Here is a 14,642-nt window from a genome sequence, read left to right as displayed (position 1 = left end):
ATGATTTTTGTATTGAATTTTAAAGTTGCTTTACTACGGCTGAAAATAAAAATTATTTAAAGAAATAAAATGAAAAAATAATAAATTAAGGATGGTGTACAAATGAAAATATCTGACTTACTGATTAAAGATAGAATCAGTCTAGATGTAAAATCTACAACTAAAGTAGATATAATTAAAGAACTTGCCAGACTGCACGAAAAAACAGGTGTCCTGAATGATTATGATGGATATGTAGAGGCATTGATGGCTAGAGAAGCTCAAAGCTCAACTGGAATTGGTGAAGGAATCGCAATTCCACATGCTAAGACAAAATATGTAAAAAAACCTGCGCTTGCAATGGGTAGAAAACCAGAAGGAATTGACTACGATTCATTGGATGGAGAACCTGCAACATTGTTCTTTATGATTGCCGCTCCAGATGGCGCAAATAACACTCATATTGAAACACTTGCAAGATTATCACAATTATTATTGGATGATGATTTCAAGGAAGCTCTTGAAAATGCAAAGACAGCTGATGAAGTACTGGAAATCATTAATAAAGCTGAAGCAGAAAAATTTGCAGAAGAAGAAAAGAAAGATGCTGTAACTGCACAAGCTCCAACTGATGAAAATGCTCCTTACATAATCGCAGCAACAGCCTGCCCAACAGGAATTGCCCATACTTATATGGCGGCAGAAGCACTAAAAAAAGCGGCTGATGAAATGGGAATAAATATAAAAGTTGAAACAAACGGTGCGGATGGTAGAAAAAATGTCTTGACTGATGAAGATATTAAAAAAGCTACCGGTGTAATTTTGGCAATTAACAGAAATATCGAAGTTGACAGATTTGATGGAAAACCGTTAATTCAAGTGGAAGCAAAAGAAGGAATTAACAATGCAAAAGCATTAATTCAACAGGTCTTAGATGGAAAAGCCCCTATTTTCCATGCAAGCGGTTCAAAAACTGCAGATTCTTCTGAATCATCTTCATCTGAGAAAAAAGGACTTTACAAACACTTATTAAGTGGAGTTTCATATATGCTTCCGTTAGTAATAAGTGGTGGAATTTTGATAGCATTGGCATTTTTAGTTGATACATTGTCTGGTAATGGTGGAGCTGGAGCAGAATACGGTTCTAAAGCACCGCTAGCTAAAATGTTAAAAGATATTGGCGGACAGGCATTTGGATTGTTTGTTCCAGTATTAGCTGGATATATTGCTTACAGTATTAGTGAAAGAGCGGCATTAGCGGCAGGACTAGTTGCAGGAGCTATCGCAACAGCTGGTGGTTCTGGATTTATTGGTGCATTGCTTGGTGGATTTTTAGCTGGATATGTTGTACAAGGTTTAGTAAAAGCATTATCAGGTATGCCAAGATCTTTAAGCGGATTGAAAATGATATTATTGTATCCAGTTTTATCAGTATTAATCACAGGTGTAGCAATGGTACTTGTTATAAATCCATTTGCAGCAATAATTAACAATGGTTTAAATGCTTGGTTAAATGGAATGTCTGGTTCAAGTGCTGTTCTATTAGGTGCAGTTCTTGGTGGAATGATGGCTATTGATATGGGTGGACCTGTAAATAAGGCAGCTTATGTATTTGGTTCTGGAACATTGGCAGCTACAATGACATCTGGTGGAAGTTTACCAATGGCAGCAGTTATGGCTGGTGGAATGGTTCCTCCAATTGCAATCGCATTAGCATCAACATTATTTAAAAATAAATTTACTGCACAAGAAAGAGAAGCAGGACTTACAAACTACATTATGGGATTCTCATTCATCACAGAAGGTGCAATCCCTTATGCAGCAGCAGATCCAACAAGAGTAATACCAGCAAGTGTCGTAGGTTCAGCAATCGCAGGAGCATTAACAGGACTATTTAATATAAAAATACCTGCTCCACATGGTGGAATCCTAGTAATGGCATTAAGCAACAACTTCTTCCTATATTTAGTAGCAGTTATAATTGGAAGTATTGTTTCGGCTATTGTTTTAGGAGCATTAAAACCTGCCATAAAAGAAGGATAAAATTTTAAATATATTTTAATTTAAAAACAAAATAAAAACCGTCTTATTTGATTAATTCATTTAAAACGGTTTTTTTATAAATAAATTTTTAATATTACTTGAACTTATAAATAAATTCAAGAATTTCAGAATATCCTATACTAGAATCTGCTATTTTTAACCCCAATTCTGTAAGTTCATCATTAGAACAATTTAAACTAATTCCATTTAACTCAAGAAGAACCATCATAACATAAATTCCAATTCTTTTATTTCCATCTAAAAAAGCATGATTTTTAATAAAACTATAACATAATCTTGCAGCTTTTTCTTCTATTGTTGGATATTTTTCAACTCCAAAATAAGATTGATAAACATTATTTATTGAACTTTCAATTAAACCTTTATCTCTAACTCCATCAATTCCTCCAAATTTTTCTACCAGTTCAGAATGAAGTTTTAATATTTGCTTTTCAGATAAAAGAATCATTTTGCCAATTCCTCAAATGTTTTTTTGTATTTCTTTAAAATTTTAGATGAAACCATTTCCAATTCATTATCTTCTGCAAATTTTACTGGTTCTTCTTCAACTTCTTTTGCTAAATTGTAATCAACTAAAATATATTTTGGGGTATTATTTTTTAAAATAACAACAGATCCATTTGCATCTACCATTCTTGCCACTTTTGAAAAATTTTGATTAGCTTCCTTCATTGAAACTAAGTTGTCTAATTCTGCTTTCATATTACTCACCTCTTATAAAATATAATATCATAAATATAGGATAAATTCAACCTATTTTTTAAAAATACTACTTAACTTTAAAAAACTTCAATCTCAAAGCATTTCCCAAAACTGACACCGAACTAAATGACATTGCAAAAGCTGCAATCATCGGGTCTAACTTCGGTCCATTGAAAAATGCATAAAATATTCCAGCTGCAAAAGGGATTCCAAGTATGTTGTAAAAGAATGCCCAGAATAAATTTTCCTTTATATTTGTAATTGTTGCCTTGCTTAATGCAATTGCTCCTGCCACATCCCGCAAATCGTTTCTAATTAAAACAATATCAGCTGATTCTATAGCCACATCTGTTCCATTTCCTATCGCAATTCCTACATTTGCTTGGGCTAATGCTGGCGAATCGTTGATTCCATCTCCGACCATTGCGACAAATTCATCTTTTTCCTGAAGCTCCTTTATTTTTTGAGATTTTTGATAAGGCAGAACTTCTGAAATTACATCATCAATTCCTACTTGCTTTGCTATAAATTCCGCAGTTTTTTCATTATCTCCTGTAAGCATTATTGTTTTAATTCCCATTTTTTTCAATTTTTCAATGGCTTCTTTGCTTGTTTCCTTAATAACATCGGCAACTGCAACAATTCCTGCCAATTCATTGTCAATCGAAATATACATTGGAGTTTTTCCTTCATTTGACAAAATATTATACTCCTTTTGAGAAATTTCCACATCAATTTTTTTATTTTCCATTAATTTTTTATTTCCAATTTGAATTTCCTTGCCTTCAAAAGTCGCACGAATCCCATAACCTGGCATTGCCCTAAATTTTTCATAAGGCTTAATTTCAATATTTTTACCCTTTGCCTCATTTACAATCGCTTCTGCCAGCGGATGTTCAGAATCATTTTCCACGCTTGCGGCAATTTTTAAAAGTTCATCTTCCTTGTAATTTCCATAAGCAATCAAATCAGTTAATACAGGCTTTCCTTTAGTAATTGTTCCTGTTTTATCAAATACAATTGTTTTAATTTTATATGTTGTTTCAAGAGCTTCTCCACTTTTAATAAGAATCCCGTTTTCAGCACCTTTTCCAGTTCCAACCATTATTGATGTCGGAGTCGCAAGTCCCAATGCACACGGACATGCAATTACAAGTACGGCGATAAAAAACGACAATGCAGTAACTAATCCGCTTCCACTCACAAACCAGGCAACTCCTGTAATTGTCGCAATTCCAATAACAATCGGCACAAAATACGCCGCCACAACATCAGCCATTCGTGAAATCGGAGCTTTCGACCCTTGCGCTTCCTCAACTAGCTTTATAATCTGTGACAAAACTGTATTTTTCCCAATTTCAGTTGCTTCAAATCTAATACTTCCATTTTTATTAATACTTCCTCCAACAACCTTATCCCCAACTTTTTTACTGACTGGCAAACTTTCCCCAGTCAACATTGACTCATCCACAGAAGTCGCACCTTCCACAATTTTCCCATCAACCGCAATTTTTTCCCCAGGCTTTACAATCACAATATCTCCAACCTTCAGATTTTCAATTAAAATCTCCTTTTCCACACCATTTTCAATAATTTTAGCTTTTTTAGGCTGAAGTCCGATAAGTTTTTTTATTGCCGATGAAGTTTGCCCTTTTGTCTTTGCCTCCAATAATTTCCCAAACAAAATTAACGTAATAATTACACCAGCCGATTCATAATACAAATCCATGTGCGCTTCAGGATCCACAGTAACAATTCTATATGTTGCATAAATTCCATAAAGTATCGCCGCTGTCGCTCCAATTGCAATTAACGAATCCATTGTTGGTGATTTTCTTACCAAATTTTTAAAACCATGCGAAAAGAAATCTCTCCCAGCATAAATAATAGGCAAAGTCAGCACAAACTGCGCTAACGCAAAATTAAGCGCATTTACCTTAGGATTCAAAAATTCAGGAAGTGCCGCCCCAAGCATATGTCCCATCGAAATATACAAAAGCGGAATAACAAACACAACCGCCAAAATCAGTCTCTTTTTTAAACTGGCTATCTTTTCCTGATAAAGCTCAACTTTCCTGTCCTCAGTCATATTTTCAACTAGCCCATACCCAGCTGATTCCACTATTTTCCTAATCTTATCAAAATCATACTTTCCTTCATCATACTCAACATTCAATTTTTCAGTTGCAATATTAACCGAAGCATTAATATCCTCATTCTTGTTAAGCGCCTTTTCCACAGCATTAGCACAAGCCGCACAGCTCATCCCAGTTACTGTATAAATTTTTTCTGCCATATTTTTTCCTCCTCTTAAACTTTACTGTCAAAAATATTACTGTTTCTTAATTTTTAATAATTTACTTTTACAATTACTTAAAAAATTTATAAATTTAACAAATTATTTTTTTTTTATATTTTCAAACATGCCTATGCCCATTATGCCCACAATTACACTGCCCTTTCACACAGTCACACAAAACCTCCTTCACAGCCGTCTTCCTCTTTTCCTCCACAGCCTTCAAAATCAGTTCCAAGTCATCAAAACTAAGCTCACTGTTCTCAATAACCTTCCCAATCATCTCCCCAACCTTCGTTTTACAAATCTTATTAAAAGTCCCCAATATATAACTATTAGCCACTTCCTTTTCTGTAAAATCCGTCGAATAAATATACCTATTCCCAACTTCCCTCTTTTTCAAAACCCCCTTTTCCAGCAGCCTATTCAACAAAGTCTTTATCGTAGCCTGCTTCCATCTCATCTTCTCACAAAGCACCTTCGCCACAAACCTGCTCGTAACTTCGTTATTTGCCCATACAACACGCATTACTTCCCATTCTGCATCAGTTATATGCCATTTCTGATCAATTCCGCTACTCTCTTTCATAATCACCACCTCATCTAAAATGTTTACATTTGTAATCTTATATACTATTAGTTTACAACAGTAATCGTTTTTTGTCAAGTATTTTTTATATATAAAAAATAGCAAACATCAAGAACTAGATTTTTCTAGTCTTTTTTTATTATTAATAATTTTTTACCACTTCACTAAAATTTATTTAAAAATAATCATCAAATATATTTAATATTTATTATAAACATTATTTAAATTAAGTTATAAATTATTTTACTAAAACTTATTATTTTAAACAAAACATTAAATTTAGTATTAAAATAGTCCTCTATGGCCCCCCTTAAGGACTCCCCCTCATCCGCCCCCATTCCCACCAGGATTTGCTGGACTTTGTTGAGGGTGTTTGAAAGGTTTTTTGAAAAATAAGGCTATTCTGATACTTTTTAGGCATCTTGCAAGGATGTCTAAAAAAAATAGGCGGCTGTGAAGGCTGGAAACCGTGAAAATTAAGAACCTGGGGCAAGAAATCTTGCTTCGCTGGCAAGGGGAAGTAACCTTTGTCAAGGTGATTAATTGGAACTTGGCTTTTATGGGCGGCTGTAAATTTACAAATTTTAGGAGGAAAAAATGAGTAATAATCTGCGACAGATTGCAAAGGACTTGCGATCGTTTGTAAAAAGATGTAAAGATGTACATTATTCTGACAGCCTGCTTATCTCTTTCTTGATAACAGGACTTTTAACAATTGCGCCAAAGCTTCATGCTGACGTGGCAAGCGAACAGCAGGAAATCACTGCACAGACTTATGACGCAATAACTGATCTGCGGCAATCATTCATGCGTGCAAGAAAAGAAAACGAAAAATCACTAAAAGGAGCCCAAAGCGAACTTGTTCAGCTTCTAAAACAAGGGGATCAGGTAATAAAGAGCCCATGGGCATCATTCCAGTTCGGAACAGGATTTACTAACAATGACTGGGGAACAACTTATAGAGGTAGAGGTGGAAAATACCTTGAATACTATAGAAGAGACAATGACTTGACTAAGTATGTGTTTGACAAGGATAAACATTTATATGGGGCAACTAACTTGAATATTCCTCGTAACCAAGAGCCAAACTCATTGACAATTAATCCGGCTAATGTGCATGAGCCTTATAAACCTTATGTGCCTGAAAGATTGGATAATATTAATATGCCGAATAATCCTGCATTTAATCCAGTAATAAGAGTGAGGGAAAATGTAAGTACTTACACTCCAACTCAAAGTTATGCTATGAGAACACCAACGCTTACAAGTATAAATTCAGAGGGAGCTGAGAAGACAGGGTGGGGTACTGACAGTACTTTTATAATAGGAGGCCATCATAGAACTTATGATGGTTGGACAGGTACAACAGCTAATGATACATATCCAGGAACTACAACGACTACAATTTCTGGTGGTTGGATGAGAAATGGATATACTGAAAATAATTCAACATATTACAGTGGAACTCATCTAACAAACACTTATTCATGGTGGAACCCACTTTCAAGTTGGAAATCAAGTGTGCAATATAGCTTAGGAAGTCCTGTTCCAAATACTGGTGCAGGTAGTACTTATTATACTCCTGGAGGATATGCTGCTGGGCATAACCTAACAACAGGTTATGACTATATTTCTAACAGAAGTTATGGTGATTATACAGTTTATGATGCAAGTGGTAACACTCGTTGGACTTTTACTGACAGTTCAGATTTCAAAACAAATTCATACAATTATTATACAGCTGATACAACTGGTAAAGGTCAGGATATATTAGGAACAGGTAATACCTATAATGCTTTAGTTGCAGGTGCAACTCCGAATACAGTAGGAGCTCCTCCAGTTACTGTTTCCTATACTGTAACAGCAGGTGGGCATACTTCAACTGTTTCAGTTGCTGACGGAGGTGCGGCTGCAGCAGCCAAAAATGTAATAAATGCTATAATAAATGATCAGGTAAATGCTAATTATACTACTTGGTTTGACCATTTTAAAAATTCTTTTGATGCAAGTCATCATGGATACCCCACAACAGGACATAGATCTACCTTAGTTTATAATGGTAGTGGTGGTACTGGAAATCTTACAAATCTTAATGTGTATATTGGGCAAAGCAGTCCAGGAGGATCATTTGCTTATTTAGATGGTGGTTCAACATATGCAGTTAACAATGTAAATGTTGAATTATACAACGGTAATACTACAGGAAATGCAGGATATGTTGTTAACGCAGGATCCGCAACAGCAAATATGACATTTGCCGGAAGTAATATTGTTAGAGGATATGGAAATAGTAATTCTAATAATATAGCATTCAATTTTCAAGGTAATAGCGGAGGAACTGTATCTGTAACAGGACCAGTAGATGTTGTATTCAGTGGTTCTAAAAACTCTGTATATAAAGTAAATAATGGTACCCTTGCTTCGTTAACTATTACTAATGGAGATGGATCTTCTGCTACTGCTGTAGGAACTGATAATTTATTAGAGTATAATGGTGCTGTAAGTAATAAAGGTAGAATATATGTTACAGGAGATAATAATATTACTTTTGATAATTTAGCTTATGTTGACGATGGAAAACTTACATTAGGTGATGTCCAAATGGGAGGAAATAACAACATAATTGTGGCACTTCAAAATCCTAGCCAAAGTAGTGGTGCAACGGGTGTATTTGGTGGAGAGATTAGAATACAAGGAGCCATGAGTGGTGGAAATTCTACAGGTGGTAGTATTGTTAATAATAATATTGCCGTTCTTGCTTCATCAGGACAAGGATCAGGAGTTCGTAAATCATTCTTTACTGGAACAGCTACTACAGTTGCACCAGCTGTTACAATTAAAGATCTTAATGTAGGTTTTGGAAGATTTGCAAATAACTCTACGTTGATTTATGCTAATAATGGTACAAGAGTTAATGTAACTAATACTGCTAATGGTGGAGTAATTACAGATGGTTATGTATCGGGAGCTTCTGGATTATTAAGAGGATACACAAATGTTAAATTAGGAGATGTTTCTAATAATACTGTTATGGGATATGCTAACGGTCCATTCAATCCTCTACTTTATGGAACACAAACAACATTAGATGCTAAAAATACCTCAACAATAGTATTTGATGCTCCGGTAGATATGGTAGCTAAAAATGGTGTTGCGTTCTGGGCTGCAAATGGCGGACATATTTTACAAGGATATGATACTACTTCTACTGCAGATCCTATAGCAGTTGGAGGAACAGCTAGAGATACGAGAGCGGGAGCATATAACTCAATAATCGCTTTTGCTGATGGAAAAGTAACAGATACATTAAGTCCTACTTATCCTAGTGCTTCAACAGTTAAAATTCAAGGAAATATAACAGCTGCTGATAATCTTGTGTTAAATCCATCTGCTTCAGGAGTATCAACTGCTGATAAAAAAGCAACTTATAATAATATAGGAGCAGCAGCAACTAACGGTGGTTATGTTCTTATACAAAAAGCAACAGCTGCGAGTTCTTCGAAAGAAGATCCAGCTACTTCAGCACAATCTTTGATTTATGGTATGGGTGCTTATGCTACAGGTCAAGGATCATTGGTAGAATTTGCTGATGGTACAAATCCAGTTGCTGATGGTACTACTCCAACAAATAAAGGGTCTATACATGTAGTAAGTGGTGAAAATGGAGCTCTTTATGCAACTGATCATGGACAAATTAAATTTAATGGTAAAATTACTCACCAAAATAATGTTGGAGAATTTATAACAGATGGAACTGACGTAAGAAAAGGAAGAGGATTAGGAGTAGATGTTGGAACAGCAAATGATCATACAAATAAAGCTCCGTTCTATGTAACTAGAAGACCAAATGGAAATAGTACAGGTTCTGTTTCAAATGACACAGCAGCAATTACATTTAATGAAGCTACAACAATTAATATGTATGATGGTATATTGTTAACGGGAAATGCGTATGGTAATAGATATGAAAATAACAGAGGATTTGCTAATTCAGATTACCACAAAGAGGTTCTTGAACCAGTAGCTGGTGTTGAAGGTGAAAAATGGAATGCTGCTAAATATAGAGGTATGAGTAAAGTTACAGCAGAAATTAAGTCAGATAATGTTGTAATTGGACTTATTAATCAAGCTAAAGATGAGATAGTATGGACTGCTGCTAAGGCTGGAGGAACTGGAGTTCCAGCAACACCAACAACAAACTTTTTAAGTGGATTAGGAGCATATGCTGGTGAAATGGTACTTAAAAATGGTACAAGTGCAGCTGATGCTAAACGAATTGATACCACTTTGATTAATGGAAGTTTAAGAATACAAGAAGATGTTAACTTAGAAGATATTGAAGTTACAGAAGGACAAGCACTTGGTTCAAATGATACTTTCAATGATATAAAAATGGAAAGTGAAAGAGTAACGATTGATTCTGGTAAAAATATTACTGGGGACATAGCAAATAGAGACTTGAAAGGATACGATAATAAAACTAATTATCAAGTTAACAATGCTGGTCTTAGTATGAATAACTCTCTATATAGATGGGATTCTACTGATCTTGTAAATCCTGTTTGGAGAAAAACTAAGAATATTGAGTCTGGATTCTGGAATGAAGGAAGTGTTAATGTAACAGGTGGACGTTCTACTAATTCAATTACTGCATTAAATGTTATAAATGGTACAGTTGAAAATGCTGCTACTGGTACAATAGATGTTGATCATGGAAATGGAATGGTTGGAACTAATGACAGTATTCTTACAAACTTAAATGGTGGTACAATTACAGTAACAGGTAAATATGCTGCTCCAGCAAATGCTAAAACAGCGGGAACAAATCTTGGAAGAACTGCAGAAGTTGATCCAACTGGAGAAAATTATGGTATTGTAGGTGTGTCAAATACAGGACTACTTGACGTTCAAAACAATGCTTATGCTAATAAATTAGCTATTACTAACCAAGGTAAGATTACTGTAGATGGAGATTTAGCTGTAGGTATTTATGGACAAAATAATAATAATGCTAATCAATCAGATGTAACAATTAACTATGATAACAAAGCATTAGGAACAGCTGGATTAATATTGCAAAGTACACCAACTTCTACACCTACAAATAGTCGTGGAGTAGGTATTGCATTGGTTAATAACAATCCTAATTATAATGGTGGAGAAATTACATTAAACAGCTTTGGTGGTACTCTTGGACAATTTACAACAGCTACTAATGATATCTTTACTCAAGAAAATGGTATAGGTATTTATGGAGAAAATGTAAAAGTTCATCTTACTTCAAAAGACTTTACAGTTGTAACTAAAGACAATGGAGTTGGACTTTGGGTAACTGATAATTCTGAAGTTGCTACAGGTGCGAACCATCAAAAAACATTTAATTACAATTACGATGGTTCTAGTAATAAAAATGGATTTGCTATGGCATTTGGTGGTAAGAGAACATCTCTAACAACAGCTTCAAATGACTTAGATATTAAATTTACAAATAAAGCTGATATGAATGTATCATTGCAAGCAGAAAAAGCAGGTACTACAACAGGTACTACAAAAGGAATCGCAGGTATCTTAGTAAATACTAATGATGGTGCAGACACTGTAACTAACAGAGGTAACATTGAAGAAGATAAATCTAAGACTAATGTAAGAGCTTACGGTGCAGTAGTTAATAAGGGAACATTTGTAAACTACGGTAATATTAAACTTAAAGATTCATTAGATCATCAAGCAAGCCAAATTACTTCTGAAGATATGAAGAAAGTTAATGTAGGAATCTTTGCAAACTCTACTAACAAACTTGATACAACTATCACAAACCGTGGAGATATTACAATTGGAGATTCTACAAATAATAAGAATATCGGAAGCTGGGCTATTTACGGATATAATGTAAATACTGACTCTAAGGAAGATGGAAGCAAGTCTAAGATTACAATTAACAGAAACAACTACGGTATTTACTCTGGAGACGGAAATGTTAATATTAAGAATACTAAATTGTTAGTTGGTAATGACACAGTTTTAGGACATGTTCAAACTACAGCAGGAGTTTCAACAGCGCCAGGGGCTTACCCTATTGATAGACAAAATGGACAATATTCAAATGCAAACGACTTGTTATCTAGTTTAGACAAGCCAAGAGAACTTGACTCTGCAATTGGGGTATATATTGATAAAGGAAGCATTGCAAGAGATATTAATGTAAGTGCTGACATGGATATTGACAGATTCTCTTTTGGTATCGTTATGGCTGAAAAGAATGGAGGACCTACAACAAATGTAACAATAGGATCTCCAACAGATGCTCCAACAATTGTGCTGGCTTCTAACAAGAATGCAGGAGGACAAATTAAGTCAACAGCTCCATCTAATCCTAAAGTTCCAGAAGAAACTAAGGAACAAGGAAACTCAGTATACTACTATTCAGCAGATACTGAATCAAGAGGTAAATCTTGGGCTAATGTATCAATGAACGGAGACTACAACACAGCTTACTATACTAAAGGTTCAATGGATAACTATGGAACAATTGACTTGAGATCTAAATACGATGTTGACAACAACAATGTGGCAAGAGGATACGGAAACGTAGGTATTTTCTCAGCAAATACAAGTGCTCCTTCAACAAACTACGGAACAATTACTACAGGTATGTCTGACACTGTAAATATGGAATACTCAGCAGCGATGGCAGCAGGTAGAAACCATTACAAGACAGATGGAAACTTTGACAAGACAACAGAAGAAGGATACATTGTAAACAAAGGAAATATTATCGTTAAGGAAAAAGAAGGTATCGGTATGTTCGCAACTGGTGCTGGATCTAGGGCAATTAACTACGGTAATATCCGTCTTGAAGGAGAAAGCGCAATTGGTATGTACCTAGACCGTGGAGCGATTGGGGAAAACTATGGAAACATCGAAGGTAATGCCCAAAGCTTGAAAGGGGTAGTAGCAATTAATGGAGGTTACATTAAGAACTATGGACATATTAATGTAACAGGATCAGGATCTTACGGAATCGTAACTGATGGATCAAGATTTATTGTAGATGCAAACGGAAATCCAACAGAAGTTCTTCAGTCAACAGATTCAAGATACACTTCAACATCTGCAGTAACAGCAGGACAAACTAACGGAAAAGGTGGAACAGACCTTTACGGAGGAACAGAAAGCTCAATTGAAGAAGGAACAAGCGGAAATCCTAAGACAACAGGTGTCGGAACAACTATAACAGCTCCAGACATCGTGCCTATAACTAAGGTAAGCGTTGACGGAATTGACACTCCAATCTTCAATATTGAAACTGATGCGGCAAACCCTGGAGACTGGGCTAAGACTGTAACAGTAAGCAGCAGCATCCAAACTGGAGGAACAAGAATAATTGACCTTTCAGCTAAGAACGAATGGGGTAACCCAGTATGGGAACATGCATACAAAGACCCATTATCAGAAGTAACATCAATCGGAATGTATGTTGATACATCAGGAGTTAGATACACTAACCCAATTGACGGAATCCAAAACTTGCCTAAATTAGGAAAAGTTGACTTGTACTTCGGACCAGAAGCGACAATGTATACAAACTCTAAAGCAATTAGAATTGGAGACAAGGTTGATGCAAATGGAACTGTAACTAAGAGCAACATCTTGAAGCCATTTAACGATGCATTGTCAAGATTGCCAGGAGGAGCAAAAGTAAACGTTCTTTCAGGAAGCTTGACTTGGCAAGTATTAGCAAAACTTGACTCTAACAACCAATTGTCAGAAATTTACATGAGTAAAGTTCCTTATCATTCATTCGCTTATGACAATGATAAGTCTCTAGTAAACTTCACAAACAACTTGGATAACATTTACGAAATTGCAAAACAAGAAAGTGCTGAAAAAGTTATCTTCAACAAATTGAACAGCTTAGGTAACGGAGAAGGGCATATCTTGGCTCAAGCGTTTGACCAAATGAGAGGTCACATTTATGGTGGAGTTCAACAAAGAATTAAATCTACATCGGATATCTTGACTGGAGAAATGAACGGATTAAGAAGCGACAGAAATGTTTCTAAGGATTCTAACAAGTTCAAGGCATTTGGACAAAGAAACGAGTTCAAGACAGATACAGCAGGAATGCCTGACTGGTACAGCAATGCCGGAGGATTTGCATTCGTTCATGAAGATGAAACTGTAAGACTTGGACAATCATCAGGATGGTCAGCAGGTGTAGTAAACAACTACTTCACATTCAAGGATTTATCTAAATCTTATGAAAACCAAGCAATGGCTAAAGTTGGAGTGTTCAAGACAATCCCTCTTGATGCGAACGGAACATTTGTTCTTAGCCTAGGTGGAGACGGATTCTTTGGAAGAAACGACATGAAACGTAGATTCTGGGTAGTAGATCAAGAATTCAGAGCGAAAGCAAGCTACTATTCTTATGGTGCAGGACTTAACGCAGGACTTGAAAAGGCATTTGTAATAAATGACGGATTCAGCATAGTTCCAAATGTAGGAATCAGAGCTGAATACGGAAGATTCTCATCAATCCATGAAAATGGAGACATGGCATTGAACGTTAAGAGCGACGACTACGTATCAGTTAAGCCAAGCGTAGGAATTGACTTCAGATACAGCCAGGAAGTATTCAAGAACTCAAACTTGACAGCAAGCTTAGGATTTGCATATGAAAACGAAATCGGAAAACTTTACGATGTTGAAAACGAAGCAAGAATCGTAGGAGCATGGACAGACTACTTCGGAATCAGAGGGGACAAGGAAGACAAGAGAGGAAACTTCAAATCAGACTTGAAACTAGGATTAGACAACGGAAGATTCGGATTCAACGTAAACACAGGATACGACTCAAAAGGACACAACTTCAGAGCAGGATTAGGATTGAAAGTATTATACTAATAAATTCTAGGAATGTTAGAAATAGCTTAAACAAAACGGGGGGAGGGCTGCCAGAGATGGCGGCTCTTCTTTTTTTGTATGAAAAAATTAAAATATATGGTAAAA

At 35.6% G+C, this 14,642-nt stretch carries 6 protein-coding genes; 2 read left to right on the top strand and 4 right to left on the bottom strand.

Features of this window, described 5'->3' with window-relative positions:
- Window positions 1-102: 102 nt before the first annotated feature.
- The gene (locus tag HW276_RS03320) at window positions 103-2,022 is read left to right on the top strand and encodes a fructose-specific PTS transporter subunit EIIC (protein WP_018499155.1); all 1,920 of its coding nucleotides are present in this window, start codon (window positions 103-105) and stop codon (window positions 2,020-2,022) included.
- Window positions 2,023-2,116: 94 nt separating this feature from the next.
- Here HW276_RS03320 and HW276_RS03315 read toward each other — a convergent pair whose 3' ends face one another.
- From HW276_RS03315 to HW276_RS03300, 4 genes are all read right to left on the bottom strand, one after another.
- Window positions 2,117-2,491 carry a type II toxin-antitoxin system death-on-curing family toxin gene (locus HW276_RS03315; RefSeq protein ID WP_010125713.1) on the bottom strand — a complete coding sequence of 125 codons (375 nt, stop codon included), beginning with the start codon at window positions 2,489-2,491 and terminating at the stop codon, window positions 2,117-2,119.
- The gene (locus tag HW276_RS03310; RefSeq protein WP_178937406.1) at window positions 2,488-2,745 is read right to left on the bottom strand and encodes a type II toxin-antitoxin system Phd/YefM family antitoxin; all 258 of its coding nucleotides are present in this window, start codon (window positions 2,743-2,745) and stop codon (window positions 2,488-2,490) included. Before HW276_RS03310 ends, HW276_RS03315 begins: the two co-directional genes overlap by 4 nt.
- 67 nt (window positions 2,746-2,812) lie before the next feature.
- Window positions 2,813-5,041, bottom strand: coding sequence for a cation-translocating P-type ATPase (locus tag HW276_RS03305; protein WP_178937405.1), 2,229 nt, complete (start codon window positions 5,039-5,041; stop codon window positions 2,813-2,815).
- A gap of 121 nt (window positions 5,042-5,162) precedes the next feature.
- Window positions 5,163-5,630 carry a CopY/TcrY family copper transport repressor gene (locus HW276_RS03300; protein ID WP_178937404.1) on the bottom strand — a complete coding sequence of 156 codons (468 nt, stop codon included), beginning with the start codon at window positions 5,628-5,630 and terminating at the stop codon, window positions 5,163-5,165.
- Between the two features lie 597 nt (window positions 5,631-6,227).
- On the opposite strand from HW276_RS03300, the gene HW276_RS03295 reads away from it, so the two are divergent.
- The gene (locus tag HW276_RS03295; protein ID WP_178937403.1) at window positions 6,228-14,537 is read left to right on the top strand and encodes an autotransporter-associated N-terminal domain-containing protein; all 8,310 of its coding nucleotides are present in this window, start codon (window positions 6,228-6,230) and stop codon (window positions 14,535-14,537) included.
- Window positions 14,538-14,642: the final 105 nt, after the last annotated feature.

This window comes from Leptotrichia sp. oral taxon 417, assembly GCF_013394865.1.
Lineage (GTDB): Bacteria > Fusobacteriota > Fusobacteriia > Fusobacteriales > Leptotrichiaceae > Leptotrichia > Leptotrichia wadei_A.
This window is presented reverse-complemented; position numbering and strand designations above follow the sequence as displayed.

Coding starts and splice junctions, on each gene's coding strand:
- HW276_RS03320 (WP_018499155.1), top strand. CDS start 103: ATGAAAATATCTGACTTACTGATTAAAGATAGAATCAGTCTAGATGTA.
- HW276_RS03315 (WP_010125713.1), bottom strand. CDS start 2,491: ATGATTCTTTTATCTGAAAAGCAAATATTAAAACTTCATTCTGAACTG.
- HW276_RS03310 (WP_178937406.1), bottom strand. CDS start 2,745: ATGAAAGCAGAATTAGACAACTTAGTTTCAATGAAGGAAGCTAATCAA.
- HW276_RS03305 (WP_178937405.1), bottom strand. CDS start 5,041: ATGGCAGAAAAAATTTATACAGTAACTGGGATGAGCTGTGCGGCTTGT.
- HW276_RS03300 (WP_178937404.1), bottom strand. CDS start 5,630: ATGAAAGAGAGTAGCGGAATTGATCAGAAATGGCATATAACTGATGCA.
- HW276_RS03295 (WP_178937403.1), top strand. CDS start 6,228: ATGAGTAATAATCTGCGACAGATTGCAAAGGACTTGCGATCGTTTGTA.